Annotated in this window: 17 protein-coding genes; 7 read left to right on the top strand and 10 right to left on the bottom strand. The window is 62.6% G+C overall.

Annotation, left to right across the window (positions count from 1 at the left end; genetic code table 11):
• The first annotated feature begins 47 nt into the window (after positions 1 to 47).
• The 3 genes from Mame_RS17565 (at position 48) to Mame_RS17555 (ending at position 3,072) form a co-directional block, all read left to right on the top strand.
• Positions 48 to 845 carry an inositol monophosphatase family protein gene (locus tag Mame_RS17565; RefSeq protein WP_026173738.1) on the top strand — a complete coding sequence of 266 codons (798 nt, stop codon included), beginning with the start codon at positions 48 to 50 and terminating at the stop codon, positions 843 to 845.
• Between the two features lie 158 nt (positions 846 to 1,003).
• On the top strand, positions 1,004 to 2,038 hold the full coding sequence (locus Mame_RS17560) for a hypothetical protein (protein WP_026173739.1): 1,035 nt from the start codon (positions 1,004 to 1,006) through the stop codon (positions 2,036 to 2,038).
• 2 nt (positions 2,039 to 2,040) lie between these two features.
• Positions 2,041 to 3,072, top strand: coding sequence for a peptidoglycan -binding protein (locus Mame_RS17555; RefSeq protein ID WP_018066321.1), 1,032 nt, complete (start codon positions 2,041 to 2,043; stop codon positions 3,070 to 3,072).
• 146 nt (positions 3,073 to 3,218) lie between these two features.
• Here the strand turns inward: Mame_RS17555 and Mame_RS17550 are convergent, their stop codons facing one another.
• Positions 3,219 to 3,410 carry a CsbD family protein gene (locus tag Mame_RS17550; RefSeq protein ID WP_026173740.1) on the bottom strand — a complete coding sequence of 64 codons (192 nt, stop codon included), beginning with the start codon at positions 3,408 to 3,410 and terminating at the stop codon, positions 3,219 to 3,221.
• Positions 3,411 to 3,692: 282 nt separating this feature from the next.
• Here Mame_RS17550 and Mame_RS17545 point away from each other — a divergent pair, with 282 nt between their 5' ends.
• The gene (locus tag Mame_RS17545; protein ID WP_018066323.1) at positions 3,693 to 4,568 is read left to right on the top strand and encodes a DMT family transporter; all 876 of its coding nucleotides are present in this window, start codon (positions 3,693 to 3,695) and stop codon (positions 4,566 to 4,568) included.
• On the opposite strand, the gene Mame_RS17540 is transcribed toward Mame_RS17545, so the two are convergent.
• On the bottom strand, positions 4,569 to 6,365 hold the full coding sequence (locus tag Mame_RS17540; protein WP_018066324.1) for an ABC transporter transmembrane domain-containing protein: 1,797 nt from the start codon (positions 6,363 to 6,365) through the stop codon (positions 4,569 to 4,571). It abuts the gene before it with no gap.
• A 194-nt stretch (positions 6,366 to 6,559) separates the two neighbouring features.
• Here Mame_RS17540 and rpmE point away from each other — a divergent pair, with 194 nt between their 5' ends.
• Entirely contained in the window at positions 6,560 to 6,781 is a 222-nt protein-coding gene (gene rpmE / locus Mame_RS17535; RefSeq protein ID WP_018066325.1) for a 50S ribosomal protein L31, read from the top strand.
• 105 nt (positions 6,782 to 6,886) lie between these two features.
• Here the strand turns inward: rpmE and rcdA are convergent, their stop codons facing one another.
• The 3 genes from rcdA to Mame_RS17520 form a co-directional block, all read right to left on the bottom strand.
• The gene (gene rcdA, locus Mame_RS17530; RefSeq protein ID WP_018066326.1) at positions 6,887 to 7,399 is read right to left on the bottom strand and encodes a protease adaptor protein RcdA; all 513 of its coding nucleotides are present in this window, start codon (positions 7,397 to 7,399) and stop codon (positions 6,887 to 6,889) included.
• Between the two features lie 274 nt (positions 7,400 to 7,673).
• Positions 7,674 to 7,862, bottom strand: a complete 189-nt coding sequence (locus Mame_RS27045) for a DUF1192 domain-containing protein (protein ID WP_018066327.1) — start codon at positions 7,860 to 7,862, stop codon at positions 7,674 to 7,676.
• Positions 7,846 to 9,147, bottom strand: a complete 1,302-nt coding sequence (locus Mame_RS17520) for an MFS transporter (RefSeq protein WP_018066328.1) — start codon at positions 9,145 to 9,147, stop codon at positions 7,846 to 7,848. Before Mame_RS17520 ends, Mame_RS27045 begins: the two co-directional genes overlap by 17 nt.
• Positions 9,148 to 9,341: 194 nt before the next feature.
• Between Mame_RS17520 and Mame_RS27040 the strand changes: the two genes are divergently transcribed.
• Positions 9,342 to 9,500 carry a hypothetical protein gene (locus tag Mame_RS27040; RefSeq protein WP_018066329.1) on the top strand — a complete coding sequence of 53 codons (159 nt, stop codon included), beginning with the start codon at positions 9,342 to 9,344 and terminating at the stop codon, positions 9,498 to 9,500.
• Between the two features lie 84 nt (positions 9,501 to 9,584).
• Here Mame_RS27040 and Mame_RS17515 read toward each other — a convergent pair whose 3' ends face one another.
• The 4 genes from Mame_RS17515 to Mame_RS17500 form a co-directional block, all read right to left on the bottom strand.
• Positions 9,585 to 10,367 (bottom strand): amino acid ABC transporter ATP-binding protein, encoded by a 783-nt coding sequence (locus tag Mame_RS17515; protein WP_018066330.1) that lies wholly within the window; start codon positions 10,365 to 10,367, stop codon positions 9,585 to 9,587.
• An 18-nt stretch (positions 10,368 to 10,385) separates the two neighbouring features.
• Positions 10,386 to 11,540, bottom strand: a complete 1,155-nt coding sequence (locus Mame_RS17510; protein ID WP_018066331.1) for an amino acid ABC transporter permease — start codon at positions 11,538 to 11,540, stop codon at positions 10,386 to 10,388.
• Between the two features lies 1 nt (position 11,541).
• Complete coding sequence (locus tag Mame_RS17505; RefSeq protein WP_026173741.1) at positions 11,542 to 12,735, bottom strand: amino acid ABC transporter permease; 1,194 nt, start codon at positions 12,733 to 12,735, stop codon at positions 11,542 to 11,544.
• Positions 12,736 to 12,843: 108 nt separating this feature from the next.
• Positions 12,844 to 13,872 carry an amino acid ABC transporter substrate-binding protein gene (locus Mame_RS17500; RefSeq protein ID WP_018066333.1) on the bottom strand — a complete coding sequence of 343 codons (1,029 nt, stop codon included), beginning with the start codon at positions 13,870 to 13,872 and terminating at the stop codon, positions 12,844 to 12,846.
• Between the two features lie 363 nt (positions 13,873 to 14,235).
• Between Mame_RS17500 and Mame_RS17495 the strand changes: the two genes are divergently transcribed.
• The gene (locus Mame_RS17495; protein WP_026173742.1) at positions 14,236 to 15,423 is read left to right on the top strand and encodes a cystathionine beta-lyase; all 1,188 of its coding nucleotides are present in this window, start codon (positions 14,236 to 14,238) and stop codon (positions 15,421 to 15,423) included.
• A gap of 68 nt (positions 15,424 to 15,491) precedes the next feature.
• Here the strand turns inward: Mame_RS17495 and Mame_RS27560 are convergent, their stop codons facing one another.
• Positions 15,492 to 16,166, bottom strand: a complete 675-nt coding sequence (locus Mame_RS27560) for an SH3 domain-containing protein (RefSeq protein ID WP_079920894.1) — start codon at positions 16,164 to 16,166, stop codon at positions 15,492 to 15,494.
• Positions 16,167 to 16,179 lie beyond the last annotated feature (13 nt).

The raw sequence follows: 16,179 nt of genomic DNA, 5'->3' as shown, positions 1-16,179 counted from the left end.
GCGCGCTGCTCACCGCGCAGGCGCTCACAACCAAGGAAATTTTCCCGATGGCCCGTTCAGCTCTTCTCAACGTCATGGTGCAGGCTGCCCTTAAAGCCGGGCGCTCGCTGACGCGCGATTTCGGGGAGGTCCAGAACCTGCAGGTCTCCGTCAAGGGGCCGTCCGATTTCGTCAGCCAGGCAGACCTGAAGGCTGAAAAGATCGTGCATACCGAACTGATGCGGGCGCGACCGACCTACGGTTTCCTGGGCGAGGAAGGCGGCGAGGAAAAGGGCACGGACGGCCAGCACCGCTGGATCGTCGATCCGCTCGACGGCACCACCAACTTCCTGCACGGCATACCCCAGTTCGCCGTCTCGATCGCGCTTGAGCGTTCCGGCGAAATCGTGGCCGGCGTGATTTTTAACCCCGCGCTCGATGAACTGTACGTGGCGGAAAAGGGCGGCGGCGCGTTCTGCAACGACCGCCGTATCCGGGTTTCGGCGCGCCGAAAACTCTCCGACGCCGTCATCGGTTGCGGCGTTCCCCATCTCGGTTTTGGCCATCATGGCAAGTTCCTGGTCGAACTGCGCCATGTGATGGGCGAGGTCGCCGGCATTCGCCGCCTCGGCGCCGCATCGCTCGATCTCGCCTATGTCGCGGCCGGCCGCATGGACGGCTTCTGGGAGGAAGGGCTCAACGCATGGGACATGGCGGCGGGCCTGATCATGATCCGCGAGGCCGGCGGTTTCGTCTCCGACATGAAGGGCGGCCAGCAGTGCCTTGAGACCGGCAGCGTGATTGCCGGCAACGAGATGATCCGCATCGCGCTTTACGACCAGCTCCAGCGTCGCCTCGAAAAATAGGCTTTCTCGGTTTTGCGCGCCGCGCCCTTCAAATCGCCGTCGTTTTCGAATAGAGGTTGCAGAGCCAGCCGCTTCCGGCCCAAGGGTTCGGGAGACGGTGGCGGACTGTAGGATAAGCCGCTTTCGGCCGAGCCGAAGTCGAGCGCAGAGCGGAGGAATTGGCGAATATGTCGGATTTCGAACTCGAGCATGATGACCGGCGCGCCCCGCCGCGTCCGGGCTATGCGCAGAAGATGTCGAGCCCGATGTCCTTTGTCTGGACGATGGTCATCTTCCTGATCCTGATCGGGTTCTGCGTCGCCATCCTCTACCGTCAGGCCCATACCGCCTTCATGACCAATCCCGGCCTCAACGGGCTGATCCTCGGCGTGCTCTTGATCGGCATCCTGATGGTGTTTTCACAGGTCCTGGCACTGCGCCGCGAGGTTGGCTGGCTGAATTCCTTCCGCGCCGCCGGCAGCGCCGATCGCGTCGGGCGCGACCCCAAGCTGCTCGCGCCGATGCGCGCGCTGATCGGCAGCCGCCAGACCATGTCGCTTTCGACCACGTCGCTGCGCTCGATCCTCGATTCGATAGCGACCCGGCTGGACGAACAACGTGACACCTCGCGCTATCTCGTCGGCCTTCTCGTCTTCCTCGGTCTGCTCGGCACCTTCTGGGGCCTGCTCAACACGATCGGCTCGATCGGCGACATCATCCAGAATCTCGACCCCAATGCCGGCGATTCCTCCGATGTTCTCGATGCCCTGAAGTCGGGCCTTGCCGGCCCGCTGTCCGGCATGGGCACGGCGTTCTCGTCCTCTCTGCTCGGCCTTTCCGGCTCGCTCGTCCTCGGCTTCCTCGATCTTCAGGCCGGCCGTGCGCAGAACCGTTTCTACATGGAACTCGAAAACTGGCTGTCCTCGGTGACCGATGTCACCTCCGACCTCGCGCCCGCGCTCGAGGGCGTTGCCAGCGGTTCCAGCGAGCAGTTCGAAATTCTGGCCGAGGAGTTGCGCCGGATCGCCGAAAACGGCTCCAGCGCAGGCTCGGTGCCTGCGATGGCACAGCTTGCCGAGGGCATTCAGGGCGTCGTCAAGAACATGCGCAACGAGCAGCAGATGCTGCGCGACTGGATCGAGGCGCAGCAGGAGGAATCCCAGGAGCTGCGCCGCACGCTGCAACGCCTGACTGACAAGCTCGGGGACCGCTGACCATGGCGCTTGCCCGCAACCGCCGTTCCAATCGCAGCGTCGATTACTGGCCGGGCTTTGTCGATGCGCTCGCCACGCTGCTGCTGGCGATCATGTTCCTGCTTACCGTGTTCGTGATCGGCCAGTTCATCCTGACGCGCGAGATTTCCGGCAAGGACGAGGTGCTGAACCGGCTCAACAGCCAGATCGCGGAACTGACCCAGCTTCTTGCGCTTGAGAAGGGCAATACCCAGGACGCCGAGGACATGATCGCCTCGCTGCAGGCCTCGCTGTCATCGGCGGAGGCCGCGCGCAGCCGCCTGCAGGCGCTGCTGGATGCCGGCGCCGGCGCGAGCGACAGCGCCCAGGCGCAGATCGGCGCGCTGTCGGAGGACCTCGAGGCCGAGCGCCAGCTTTCGGCGCGCGCCCAGAACCAGATCGCGCTTCTGAACCAGCAGATCGCCGCGCTGCGCGCCCAGCTTGCCGCCGTCGAGGAGGCGCTGGAGGTTTCCGAGGCCAAGGACGATGCCTCGCAGGCGCGGATCGCCGATCTCGGACGACGGCTGAATGTCGCGCTGGCCCAGAAGGTGCAGGAACTGAACCGCTATCGCTCGGACTTCTTCGGGCGGCTGCGGCAGATCCTCTCCGATCGCGAGAATATCCGCATCGTCGGCGACCGCTTCGTGTTCCAGTCGGAAGTGCTGTTTCCGTCCGGCTCGGACGAACTCAACGAGGATGGCCGCGTCGAACTCGGCAAGCTCGCCGATGCGCTGCTTGAAATCGTTCCCGAGATTCCCGAGGACATCAACTGGGTCCTGCGCGTCGACGGCCACACCGATGACGTCCCGATCCGCCCAGGCGGTCAGTTTGCCGACAATTGGGAACTGTCATCGGCGCGCGCCAATGCCGTTGTGCGCTACCTGATTTCCGAGGGTGTTCCGGCGAACCGGCTGGTGGCCGCGGGCTTTGCCGAATATCAGCCGATCGCGGAGGGCAATTCGCCCGAAGCGCGCGCCCAGAACCGGCGCATCGAGTTCAAGCTGACGGAGCGGTAGCCGCCGGAAGCAGTCAGTCCTTTCTCACGAATGGCGAATGAGAAAAAGCTGTTCTCGCGGGATGGAATGGCGCGATCCGTTTCAAGAAAAACAAACCCGCAGCTCTGGCGAGAGCTGCGGGCTGTATCTCATGGCTTTGGCTGGGTTCAGGCCTTGTCGACGGTCTTCTTGACCGCTTCCTTGGCCTTGCCTTTGGCCTGCTGGGCGTGGCCCTTGGCTTCCTGTGCGGCGCCCTTGCTCTTTGTCTCGTTGTTGCCGGTGGCGTCGCCTACACTCTGGCGCGCCTTTCCGGCCACTTCATTCGCCTTGCCCTTGACCTTGTCTGAGGTGCTGCTCATCTCGTGTTCCTCCGGAACATGATCGTTCCGACGCATAGAACGGATATACGAGCCTGTCGGTTCCGTGAGTTTCAGCAAAAGGCTGTGGGTCTCATCCGTTCGATCCGGACGAGCGCGGCCCGAGGCCCTTGCCTTCCGCGCCGCTCTTTCCTATCCTTCCGGCTCCGCAAGGATGGCGGGGCATCTGTGCCTTACCATCGCGCTTTTCCTGCGCTGATCTTCCTGTCAAGCGGACGAGGGCTCCTCCAGGAAGCATCCCATTTTGCTTTGGCAGGAGAAGCCATGTCCATGTTCAGCGCCGTTCGGCGGCCCAGTACGCGCCTTGTCGCCACCCTTCTGATGATCGGCGGCGTCGCCTCGTTCACCCTCGTCGACACGTTTTCCAAGACGCTCACCGACCGCCACGCGCCGGTGGTGGTGATGTTCATGCAATACGGCCTGGCGGCGGTGATGATGTTGCCTGTGGCGCTCGGGCGCGGCGCGGCGGGCTTTCGCATCCTCGGGCCCCGGCTTCTGGTGCTGCGCGCTCTCATCGGCGTCGTCGTCAGCTTCCTGATCGTGACGTCACTGTCGCTGCTGCCGTTCACGGTCGCGGCGACGCTGTTGCAGCTCGAGACGCTGTTCTTCATTCCGCTGGCGATCGTGCTTCTGAAGGAACGCGCGGACTGGCGACGGTGGTTCGCGGTCGGTCTCGGGCTTAGCGGCGCTCTGCTGATCCTGCGTCCCGGCACAGAGACCTTTCAGGTCGCTGGACTTGTCGCGGTCGCTGCCGCGATTGCGCTCGCGCTCAAGAATGTCGTGCTGAAGCAGGTGGCGATGAGCGAGGCGACGGTGCCGGCGCTGTTCTGGATGTATGTGCTGATGGCCGGTATTGCCGCGGTTCCGGCCTGGTTCTCCTGGTCCGGCATGAGCGGCGGCGATTTCGGCCTGTTCGTCGTCTCGGCCGCGCTCGTCAATGCCAGCAATTACTGCATGCTGCGGGCGTTCTCCATGGCGGATGCGGTGCAACTAACGCCGGCGCTGCACACCGCGCTGCCGATGGCGGTGCTGATCGGCCTCGTTGTCTTCGGCGAATGGCCGACTCCGATTGTCTGGGCGGGAATTGCGCTGATTTTCCTCGCGACCTTCATGCCTTCGGGACCGGGAAAAACCGAATGACTACCCCGCGCGCCGTTCGGCCTCGACATCGAACTGCAGGCGGGCGAGGCGGGCATAGAGGCCGTTTTTCTTGACCAGCGTTTCATGCCGGCCTTCCTCGACGATCCGGCCCTCGTCCATGACCACGATCCTGTCGGCGGAGAGCACGGTGGCGAGCCTGTGGGCGATCACCAGCGTGGTGCGGCCCTGCATCAGCGTGCCGAGCGCCTGCTGCACCAGGATTTCGCTTTCAGCGTCGAGCGCCGAGGTGGCCTCGTCGAGCAGCAGCACCGGCGCATCGCGCAGCACCGCCCGGGCGATCGCGATGCGCTGGCGCTGGCCGCCGGAAAAGGTGATGCCGCGTTCGCCGGCCATGGTGTCGTAGCCATCTTCAAGCCTGGCGATGAAGCCGTCAGCCTGGGCGGCGATCGCCGCGGCGCGGACCTCCTCGCGGCTGGCATCGGGACGCCCCAGCGCGATATTGTCGTGGATGCTCGCGGCGAAGATCGCGACATCCTGCGGCACCAGCGCGAACCGTGCGCGCAGCGCCTGAGGATCGACATCGCGCAGGTCGAGGCCATCGAGCGTGATGCGGCCTTGATCCGGGTCGTAGAAGCGCAGCAGCAGCGAGAACAGCGTGCTCTTGCCGGCACCCGAAGGGCCGACAACGGCGACGGTCTCGCCCGGCTGAACATTGAGCGAGACGCCCGAAAGCGCGCCGGCCTTGGCGCCGCCGGTGGGGTAGCGGAAGGCGATGTTTTCGATATGGATCGCGCCGGCGGCGGGCTCCGGCAGGGGCAGGGGATTTTCAGGCGCCGCGATCTCGCGCTTCTCGTGCAGGAGTTCGCTCAGGCGTTCGGCGGCCCCGGCGGCAAGCGACAGCTCGCCCCAGACTTCCGAAAGCTGGCCGAGCGCGCCGGCGGCAAGCACCGAATAGAGCAGGAACTGGCCGAGCGTGCCGCCCGTCATCGTGCCGGCCAGCACCGATTGCGCCCCGAACCACAGGATGGCGGTGATCGAGCAGAACACTAGGCTGATGGCGACTGCCGTCAGCCCCGCCCGCGCCTTCAGCGTCGAGCGAGCGGCCGAGAAGGCATGTTCGACGGCCGAACCGTAGCGCCGGCCGGCCATCGCCTCGGCGGTAAACGCCTGCAGCGTCCGGGTTGCGCCGATCGCCTCGCCGGCAAAGGCGGTGGCGTCGGCGAGTTCGTCCTGGGCGGTGCGCGAGCGTGAGCGGACATTGCGGCCGGCGGCAATCAGCGGCAGCACCACGATCGGGATCGCGGCGATCACCATCACCGAGAGCCGGGGCGAGGTGTAGACCATCATCGCCAGCGCGCCGATCCCCATGATCAGATTGCGCAGCGCGATCGAGGCGGTTGCGCCGAAAGCCGACTTGATCTGCACCGTATCGGCCGTCAGCCGCGACACGATCTCGCCCGACTGGTTGACGTCGAAGAAGGCGGGCGAGAGCCGCACGACGTTGTCGAACACATCGCGGCGCAGATCGGTCACGACGCGTTCGCCGAGAATCATCACGAAGAAATAGCGAAGCGCGCTCGAAATCCCGAGCGCCAGCGCCATCAGGCCGAGAACGATGAAGTAGTTGTTGATCAACTGGGCATCGGAATCGGAAAAGCCGTGGTCGATGACGCGGCGCACCGCGATCGGAAGCGCCAGCGTGACGAGGGAGGCCGACAACAGGAACGTCAGCGCGCCCGCGACAAGGCCGCGATAGGCGCGGATATAGGGAAAAAGTCCGGCGAGCGGGCTCAGCGCCCGCGCCCTGTCGCCCCCGGTTGGTTCATTTCGGCTCAATGGATTTTCCTCGTTTCCGCCGGCCTCTGATATTGCTTTCGGCGGCTCTTGTTATTCGCCTCACGTTCCTGTATAGCGACCGCAACCTTGTCGACAGCCGTGGCCTTTTTGAGGTCTCACGGCTTTGTTTATTCAATAGGCCCGGCCGGCGCAATGGCCGCCAGACCTTAAACGAGCTTGCAGGAACGAGAGTTATGAAGGCTGATATTCATCCCGACTATCACATGATCAAGGTCGTCATGACGGACGGCACGGAATACGAAACCCGCTCGACCTGGGGCAAGGAAGGCGATGTGCTGAACCTCGACATCGACCCGACCTCGCACCCGGCATGGACCGGCGGCTCGCAGCAGTTGCTCGACCGCGGCGGCCGCGTTTCGAAGTTCAACAAGCGCTTCGGCGGTCTCGGCATCTGATTGCTGCCCGAGCAGTGATTTTGAAAACCCGGCCTTGGCGCCGGGTTTTTTGTTGTGCTGTTTTGTCGCAGGGAAAAGCGCCGCGGACAGGCCGGACGCGGCCGATCAGCGGCGCGCGAACGCGGTCTGCAGCAGGTCGATCTGGGCGATCACCTGGTTCTCCGGAATTTCCGGGGCTTGCGCGGCGGCGGTCTTCATCAGGCTGTCGTCGAGCTTGCGGATGCGCGCTTCGAGCCGATCCGTGTGGGCGGCAAGGTCGCGGAAGCCGGGGGGCAGTTCCTTCCAGCCGTGCGGGATGCGATCGTCGCCATCGCCGAGCCGGAGCTTGCGACGCTCCTGCACCACCTGGTCCAGCGTCATCTCGCCGGTGTTGAGCGAGCGTTGCAGCAGCAGCCAGGAGGCGAGCTGCATCAGCCGGGTCGTCAGTCGGATCGATTCCGTGGAATAGAGCGCGGCGCCAAGCGGGCTCAGCATTTTCGCGGCGGCCCGACCTGGACCATCAAGATAGGCCGCCGTCGTCTCCACGAGCTTCATGCCCTCGGCATAAAGCGCGTAAAATTGCGGAGAGCTTGCGGCCCTGCCGGCAAAATCTATGGGTTTGGCCCCGGAACTGGTCATCAACTTACTCTGGCTACGCTGCCTGCTCATGAGAGCGGGACTTGGACACTACCGAAAACAAATATACCTGTAGCGCAAAACCGCAAGACGTTTCTTAATGAAAGGTTAATACCCACTGCCAATCAGGAAAAGGCAAAAAAAAGAGCCGCTAACGGGCGGCTCTGAAGTCAGAGGGTGATGATCGGAATCAAGACAGAGGTTCCGATACCGCATTGCGGATGTCCCCAATAAAATCCTGGAAAGGTTAATATTGCGTTTACGCGGCGGGAAGGCGCTATTTCTTGAAGAAACTTTCGGCCGCTTCCCGGTCGCTGCCCTTGCGCGCGATCGCCGCCTCGATGCGTTCGAGCTCGGCGCGAAGCGCCGCCGCGAAGCCTTTCAGCGCCTCGACGGAATGCTGCTCGAGATCGGAACCGATCACATAATCGCTCTTTTTCGGCGCGGGCTCATCCTCGTTCCACATTCTCGGCCTCCTCGTTCGCTGGCGCGCGATCGGCGCTTTCCTCCTCATACTCCCGGGGCGGTGTTCTGAACGCAACCCCCTCGCGGGTGGAGACCGGCGTGGCGGCATCCGGCATCGCCATGAAGGCCTCGCGCTCGGCCATCGGCACGGGCGCGCGCAGGCGAGAGCGCAGCAGCGCATAGGCGAGGATCAACAGGTGCGCGGTGGCGGTGATGATGAACAGTGAATAGGGGCCGAATGCCGACATGACCGGGCCGCCCACCGTCGGCCCGATGATCGTGCCGATCCCGAACAGGAACAACAGGCCGCTTGAGATCTTCACATAGTCTTCCGGCCGCGCGAAGTCGTTGGCGTGCGATGCGGTAATCGGGTAGAGCACGTTGGCGGTCGCGCCGTAGATCACCACGAGGCCGATCAGAACCTCCGCGCCGGGCTTGAGCAGGAATATCAGCATGGCGGCAAGCGCCGCGCAGCCGGCAAGTGCGGCGATCACATAGCGCCTGTCGGTCATGTCCGAAATCTTGCCGAACGGCACCTGCGCCACCGCGCCAGCGAGGATCGCGCCGGTGACCAGAAAGGCGATTTCCGCATCCGGCAGGCCCGCGCGCGTCGCGAACACGGCCACCAGCGTGCCGAATGCGCCATTGGCGATGCCGGTCAACAGCACGCCGAGACAGGCGACCGGCGAATTGCGGTAGAGCAGCTTGACGTCGATCCTGACCGCCTGGAGCGGCCGCGGCGAGGCCGCGTTCGACATTGTTGTCGGCAGCATGGCGACGCAGTAGAAAATACCGGCCACCATGAACAGGATCGCGGTGTTGGTGTTGCCGAAGCCGACCACCAACTGACCGCCGACCACGCCGAAAAGGGTGATGCCGGTATAGAAGGTGAAAACCACGCCGCGGCTGGAATTGTCGACCCGCTCGTTGAGCCAGCTTTCTATGATCATCTGGGTGCCGGCCATGGCAAAGCCGGTCGCGGCCCGGAGCGCGATCCAGGCATATTCATCGATAAAGATGCCGGTCATCAGCGCCACCATGCAGATGATCGCGATGAAACCCGAAAACGCGCGCACATGGCCGATCCGCATGATCAGCTTCGGCGCGAACAGGCAGCCGAGCACGAAACCGCTCGCCCAGGACGTGCCGATAAAGCCGAGGGCCGTGTCGCTGTAGCCCTCCGCCGCGCCGCGCAGCGGCAGCAGCAGGCCGTGCAGGCCATTGCCGAGGAAGAGAAACAATGTGCCGAGAAGCAGCGCGAAAACGGGAAGTAAATTGCGTTTCATCAATGAACCTGGGTAATCTGAAATCAATTTTGGCGGGTATGGTTGCAACGCAACATAACCGCACTTGTTCCGGCTCGATTCTATCACCTGCGCGGCAAATTGCACTGTCGAATTATGGCTGTCGCGGGTGACGCGGCCGGCTTGTCGCTGTATGAGGGGCGAAAGCCCGTTGCGCCGGGCGGATGAGGAGAGACATGGCCAAGCTGATATCGCTGCTGCTGATCGCCGCCATGGCGGTTCAAATCATCAGGCCGCTCGGGCTGCCGGGCCTGAAGAAGCGCATGGATTTCTGGAAAATCGCGGTTTTCGCGCTGGCAATGACCGCGCTGGTGGTGGCCATCCGCCCGTCCTGAGATAGACGCGTCGCCCTCGCTGAGGGCACAACAAAAAAGGCGGGCCGCAAGGTCCGCCTTCTTCTTATGCGTACAAAATCAAGCCTAGTGCAGGATCTGGCTGAGGAACAGCTTGGTGCGTTCGTGCTGGGGGTTGTCAAAGAACTCGGCGGGGGCGTTCTGTTCGACGATCTGGCCCTGGTCCATGAAGATCACGCGGTTGGCGACCTGGCGGGCGAAGCCCATTTCGTGGGTCACGCACAGCATGGTCATGCCTTCCTCGGCAAGGCCCACCATGGTGTCGAGCACTTCCTTGATCATTTCCGGGTCGAGCGCCGAGGTCGGCTCGTCGAACAGCATGATCTTCGGGCTCATGCACAAAGACCGCGCGATCGCCACGCGCTGCTGCTGACCGCCGGAAAGCTGGCCCGGATACTTGTCCGCCTGCTCCGGGATCTTCACCCGCTCGAGGTAATGCATCGCGATTTCCTCGGCCTGTTTCTTTGGCATCTTGCGCACCCAGATCGGGGCGAGCGTGCAGTTTTCCAGGATGGTGAGATGCGGGAACAGGTTGAAGTGCTGGAACACCATGCCGACTTCGCGGCGAATCTCATCGATCTTCTTCAGGTCGTCGGTCAACTCGATATTGTCGACGATGATCGTGCCCTTCTGGTGTTCCTCCAGCCGGTTGATACAGCGGATCATCGTGGATTTGCCCGAACCGGACGGGCCGGCGATGACGATGCGCTCGCCCTTCATCACCTTGAGGTTGATGTCGCGCAGAACGTGAAAGTCGCCATACCACTTGTTGACGTTGATCATGTCGACCGCGACCTCGGTATCCGAGACGGTCATGTGGGAGGTGTCGATGGTCTCTACATTTGTCATTGCGGCTCTCTCAAAAATCTAGCTTCTGTGTCCGGTGTCGAGATGGCGTTCCATGAAGCTGGAATAGCGCGACATGCCGAAGCAGAAGACCCAGAAAACGAGACCGGCGAAGATCAGGCCGGTGATCGGGGTGACGGGCGAGGCCCAGGAGGAATCGGTGAAGTTGAACTTGATGATGCCGAGCAGGTCGAACATGCCGATGATCGAGACCAGCGAGGTGTCCTTGAAGATCGAGATGAACTGGTTGACGATCGCCGGGATCACCAGCTTGATCGCCTGAGGCAGTATGATCAGCCGCATGGTCTGCCAGTAGCCAAGGCCGAGCGAGGCCGCGCCCTCGAACTGTCCCTTCGGCATCGCCTGCAGACCGCCGCGGATCACCTCGGCCATATAGGCGGAGATGAACAGCGAGACGCCGACGATCGCACGCAGGAACTTGTTGATCGTCATGCCTTCCGGCAGGAACAGCGGCAGCATCACGCTCGCCATGAACAGAATGGTGATCAGCGGAACGCCGCGCACCACCTCGATGAACATGATGGAAAGCGTGCGCACTACCGGCAGCTTCGACCGCCGCCCGAGCGCCAGCAGGATACCGAAGGGCAGCGACACGGCGATCGCGAAGTAGGACAGGATCAGCGTCACCATCAGCCCGCCCCAGTCCGATGTGTCGACCACCGGAAGGCCGAAAACGCCGCCGTAGATGATGAAGAATCCAATAATGGGCAGGATGATGAACAGCGCCAGAGCGTTCCATCCCTTGTGCGGCACCTTCGGCATCAGCATCGGGATCAGCAGGGCAGTGAAGACCACGGCAACGAGGATCGGGCGCCAGAGCCATGGGTCGGGATAGCGCCCGAACAGGATCTGATCCATCTTGTTGCCGATGAAGGCCCAGCACGCGCCGCTCCAGCCATCCGGCCTTATACCGCCCTGGGCTATGGTCGCGCAGGTCGCGCGGTCTGTGCCGGTCCAGGCGGCGTTGATCAGCAGCCATTCGACCATGGGCGGGATCGCCCAGATGAGAAAGACGATGGCGATGATCGAGAGAATTGAATCCTTGGGCGTGGCAAACATGTTGGCCTTGACCCACTGAATCGCCGTACCCTCTTTCTTCGGCGCAGGCTGCTGGGCCTGCATTTCCTTTCGGACATAAGCCAGATCTTGCGCCATCTTATCTCTCCACCAGAGCCATCTTGGCGTTGAACCAGTTCATGAAGATCGATGTCAGGATCGAAAGCGTGAGATAGATGATCATCCAGATCGTCACCACCTCCACGGCCTGACCCGTCTGGTTGAGGACGGTCTTGCCGACGGCGACGATATCGGCATAGCCGATCGCGACGGCGAGCGAGGAGTTCTTGGTCAGGCTCAGATATTCGGATGTCATCGGCGGAATGATGATCCGCATGGCCTGCGGCACCACGACCAGCCGTGTGACCTTGCGCGGATGCAGGCCGAGCGCGCCGGCGGCCTCCGTCTGGCCCTTGGCGACGCCGAGAATGCCGCCGCGGATGATCTCCGCCATGAAGGCTGCGGTATAGAGCGACAGCGCCAGATAGAGCGACATGAATTCCGGACCGATCACCGCGCCGCCGGCCAGATTGAAGCGGCCCTTGACCGGAATGTCGAAGGTCACCGGCATGCCGGAGACGAAATAGGCGATGAGCGGCAGCAGGATAAGGATCGCGATGCTGACCCTGATCGTCGGGAATTGCTGGCCGGTCGCCATCTGGCGGCGCTTGGACCACACGGCAAGCGCCACCACGGCGACGATCGCCGCCACCAGCGCCGCGCCCATCAGCCAGGAGCCGGGGCCGAAGATCGGCGTGGGAAAGGCGAGGCCGCGATTGTTGAGATAGATATCGAGCGGCAGCGCGATCGAATCGCGCGCCGAGGGCAAGAGCGCCAGAACGCCGGTGTAGAAGAAGAAGATGACCAGCAGCGGCGGAATGTTGCGGAAGATCTCGACATAGACCTCGCTGAGCCTGGCGATGAGCCAGTTCGAGGAAAGCCGACCGATGCCGACGATGAAGCCGATGATCGTCGCTGTCACGATCCCTGCGGCCGAGACGATGACCGTGTTGATGATGCCGATGACAAGCGCCCGGCCATAGGTCATGTCATTATTGTAGGCGACCGGCGTCTGCGCGATATCGAAGCCGGCGCGGCTGTCGAGAAAGCCGAAGCCCGACGCGATGCCGGCGTTTTGAAGGTTGGTGATGGTGTTGTCTGTGACCCACCAGACAAATCCGACCACCAGAATGACCGTCACCAACTGGTAGACGAAACCTCTGACGGCGGGATTGTATAGAAGTGCGGCAGCCCGCGACTCCCCCAAGGGAGCGTTGCTTGTCGTGTCAGCCATGTGTTCCCCGGTTTGCCCGAAAGGTTGTTGCCCGAAAGGGTTCTTATTTTATACGGCGCATGGCGGAACTCCGCCATGCGCCTGATTTTATAAGATTATAACCACAGCTTAGCGGATCGGCGGGCCGTACTGCAGGCCGCCATCGGTCCACAGCGCGTTCAGGCCGCGGTCGATCTTCAGCGGGCTGCCCGTGCCGACGGTCTTGTCGAAGACTTCGCCGTAATTGCCGACGAGCTTGATCACGTTATAGGCCCACTTCTCGTCGAGACCGAGATCGGCGCCGAGCTTGCTGTCGGTTTCGGTGCCGAGCAGACGCTTGATCCCCGGATTGTCGGAGGATTCGGCCATCTCATCGATGTTCTCCGAGGTGATGCCGAATTCCTCGGCGTTCAGCATCGCGTAGTGAACCCACGATACGACGTCGCCCCACTGGTCGTCGCCCTGGCGCCATGCCGGGCCGAGCGGCTCCTTGGAGATGATTTCCGGCAGGATCACGTAATTGTCCGGATCGGTCAGCGTCAGACGGATCGCATAAAGGCCCGACTGGTCGGTGGTGTAAACGTCGCAACGGCCCTGGTTGAAGGCGTTGTTGACGTCTTCGAGCTGTTCGTAAACGACCGGATTGTAGTCCATGCCGTTGGCCGAAAAGTAGTCGGCGAGGTTGAGCTCGGTGGTGGTGCCGGACTGCACGCAGACGGCAGCGCCGGAGAGTTCCTTGGCCGAGGAAACGCCGAGGTCCTTCGGCACCATGAAGCCCTGGCCGTCATAGTAGTTGACGGTGCGGAAATCGAGGCCGAGCGAGGTGTCGCGCGACAGCGTCCAGGTGGTGTTGCGGCTCAGAACGTCGATTTCGCCGGACTGCAGCGCCGGGAAACGGTCGGTTGCCGTCAGGGCTACGAAATTCACCTTGTCGGGGTCGCCGAAGATCGCGGCGGCGATAGCGCGGCAATATTCGACGTCCAGACCGGACCAGTTCCCCTCATTGTCGGGCGCGGAAAAGCCTTGCAGGCCCGTGCTGACGCCGCAGGTCAACGTTCCTTTGGACTTCACGTCGTCAAGTGTCGCGGCCGCAGCGCCCTGGGCGCCAAGACCCAAGACTACTGCGCCGATCGCGGCTGACAGAATCGTCTTTCTCATTTTCCCAACCTTTGTTTATCGTTGAAATCTCGAGTTGCCGCCGCGACCAGTTCAGCTTCAGGCCGGTAACGACAACTGCCCGCTACCCCTCGGGGCGAGCGGACTTATCACAGTCGTTATTTTCCGTATGGTCAATACTCGGCTGTCAAAAATGGTCTGTTTTCATGGAAAAGGTCCACTTTAGTCTAATAAATGGGCAGGGAGCCAAAAACTGTGCGTGACGTTGCTGGGAAACAGGGCAGGCCGTTGTCATGTTTGTTTTGTTGACTGTCGATCAACTACCGCGAAATCGTTCAGCCTTGACCGACCTTCCGCAAAACTCCAAAACACAGATGCGTTTTCATAATCGTGCGATTGGATGCCATGGCCAGAATACCAGATGCCGCCTCTACTCTGGGGGACAATAGCAAGCTTGCCCATTGCGGGAACGACCCGCATGCCTTTCACGGCTTCGTCAATCCGCCGGTGGTGCATGCCTCCACGGTGCTGTTTCCCGATGCCAGGACGACGGTGGAGGGGAACCAGAAATACACCTATGGCACCCATGGCACGCCGACCACGGATGCGGCCAACGCGGCCTTCACCATGCTGGAAAATGCCGCCGGCACGCTGCTTTATCCCTCGGGACTCGCCTCGATCACCATGCCCTGGCTGGCCTTCCTCAGGCCCGGGGACCACATTCTGATCGTCGATTCGGTGTATGATCCGGCCCGTCGTTTCGCCGATAACGTTCTGACAGGGCTCGGGGTGGAGGTCGAATATTACGACCCGGCGCTCGGGGCGGATATCGAGGGCATGTTCAGGCATAACACCAGGCTGCTGCATACCGAATCCCCCGGCTCGAACACGTTCGAAATCCAGGATATCCGGCTCCTGTCCGACATCGCCCACGCCCATGACGCGATCGTATCGATGGACAATACCTGGGCGACGCCGCTTTATTTCAAGCCGCTCGATTTCGGCGTCGACCTGTCGCTCAACGCGGCGACCAAATACCCGTCGGGCCATTCCGATATCCTGATGGGCACGGCCTCGGCCAATGAGCGCTGCTTCCCGCAGCTTCTTGAACATTACACCTGGACCGGCATGTGCGCGGCGCCGGACGATGCCTACCAGATCCTGCGCGGGCTGCGGACCATGGGCGTGCGGCTTGCCCATCATCAAAAGAGCGCGCTCGAGATCGCGGCCTGGCTGGAAGGTCAGCCGGGCGTGTCGCGGGTGCTGCATCCCGGCCTGCCGTCATTTCCGGGTCACGATCTGTGGAAGCGTGATTTCAAGGGCGCGACCGGACTGTTCTCGATCGTGCTTGCCGCGGAAGAAGGGGCCTTCCGCCGTCGCCAGCACGCCTTCCTCGATGCGCTGGACCTGTTCGGCATCGGCTATTCCTGGGGCGGCTATGAATCGCTCGCGGTTCCGGTGAACCTCTCCAACCGCACGATCAGCAAGGCTCCATTGGATGGCCCGCTCATCCGCCTGCAGATCGGCCTTGAGGATGTTCAGGACCTGATGGCCGATCTTGAAAAGGGGCTGGCGGCGGCGCGGGCCGTGTAGCGGCAACCGCATATTGTCCGGTCAATACAGAAAAGCCGGCGATCGGATGCGATCGCCGGCTAGTTTTTTTACCACCGTCCCCCGCGATGACCGCCGTGGAATTCGGTCGGCGGACGATGATAACCGGGCGGGGGGCCGCCATGATAATAGGGCGGGGGAGGGCGATAGCCGGGACGGCCGACCGGCGGATAATGCGGTGGCGGCGGCTGGCGGTAGACCGGACGCGGCACGCCCCATGGCGGGCGATATCCGGGCGGCGCGCGCCAGCCGGGCGGCGGACCACCCCAGCCGGGCGGGGCGCGCCAGCCAGGCGGCGGATAATAAGGGTGCGGCGGATAATAGGGCGGGTAGCGGCCCCACGTATTGTACCAGGGATAACCGCGATAGTAATTGTTCCAGTAGGACTGGGAAAACGCGGTAATCGCGACGCCGGCGGTAAAGGCGATCGCCGGCGACAGCGTCTGGCGCTGGTTCTGGTAGACGATCTGGATATAGCGGGCGGCCAGCCAGCCGCGATAATTGGCGTAGGACACGTCGCACCAGCTATAGTCGGCAAGGCATCCATTATTGACGAGACTGGCGCCCGCCGGGACGACGGTGACGGTCGGGTAGGATGTCGAGGGGCCGGCGCGAAGATTGACGTTGGACGTGGCGTAGGCGGTGGTCCCCGCATGCGCCTGGACCGACATCAACGCTGCCGCCAATGCGATGCCGGCGGATTTCAAAACGGCGCTTGCTCTCATGGTTGCTCCCGAA

It is taken from the genome of Martelella mediterranea DSM 17316 (genome assembly GCF_002043005.1).
GTDB lineage: Bacteria > Pseudomonadota > Alphaproteobacteria > Rhizobiales > Rhizobiaceae > Martelella > Martelella mediterranea.
The sequence above is the reverse complement of the archived record's forward strand: the minus strand, read 5'-3'. Positions and strand labels throughout refer to the sequence as shown.

Coding starts and splice junctions, on each gene's coding strand:
- Mame_RS17565 (WP_026173738.1), top strand. CDS start 48: ATGGCCCGTTCAGCTCTTCTCAACGTCATGGTGCAGGCTGCCCTTAAA.
- Mame_RS17555 (WP_018066321.1), top strand. CDS start 2,041: ATGGCGCTTGCCCGCAACCGCCGTTCCAATCGCAGCGTCGATTACTGG.
- Mame_RS17550 (WP_026173740.1), bottom strand. CDS start 3,410: ATGAGCAGCACCTCAGACAAGGTCAAGGGCAAGGCGAATGAAGTGGCC.
- Mame_RS17545 (WP_018066323.1), top strand. CDS start 3,693: ATGTCCATGTTCAGCGCCGTTCGGCGGCCCAGTACGCGCCTTGTCGCC.
- rpmE (WP_018066325.1), top strand. CDS start 6,560: ATGAAGGCTGATATTCATCCCGACTATCACATGATCAAGGTCGTCATG.
- rcdA (WP_018066326.1), bottom strand. CDS start 7,399: ATGACCAGTTCCGGGGCCAAACCCATAGATTTTGCCGGCAGGGCCGCA.
- Mame_RS27045 (WP_018066327.1), bottom strand. CDS start 7,862: ATGTGGAACGAGGATGAGCCCGCGCCGAAAAAGAGCGATTATGTGATC.
- Mame_RS17520 (WP_018066328.1), bottom strand. CDS start 9,147: ATGAAACGCAATTTACTTCCCGTTTTCGCGCTGCTTCTCGGCACATTG.
- Mame_RS27040 (WP_018066329.1), top strand. CDS start 9,342: ATGGCCAAGCTGATATCGCTGCTGCTGATCGCCGCCATGGCGGTTCAA.
- Mame_RS17515 (WP_018066330.1), bottom strand. CDS start 10,367: ATGACAAATGTAGAGACCATCGACACCTCCCACATGACCGTCTCGGAT.
- Mame_RS17510 (WP_018066331.1), bottom strand. CDS start 11,540: ATGGCGCAAGATCTGGCTTATGTCCGAAAGGAAATGCAGGCCCAGCAG.
- Mame_RS17505 (WP_026173741.1), bottom strand. CDS start 12,735: ATGGCTGACACGACAAGCAACGCTCCCTTGGGGGAGTCGCGGGCTGCC.
- Mame_RS17500 (WP_018066333.1), bottom strand. CDS start 13,872: ATGAGAAAGACGATTCTGTCAGCCGCGATCGGCGCAGTAGTCTTGGGT.
- Mame_RS17495 (WP_026173742.1), top strand. CDS start 14,236: ATGGCCAGAATACCAGATGCCGCCTCTACTCTGGGGGACAATAGCAAG.
- Mame_RS27560 (WP_079920894.1), bottom strand. CDS start 16,166: ATGAGAGCAAGCGCCGTTTTGAAATCCGCCGGCATCGCATTGGCGGCA.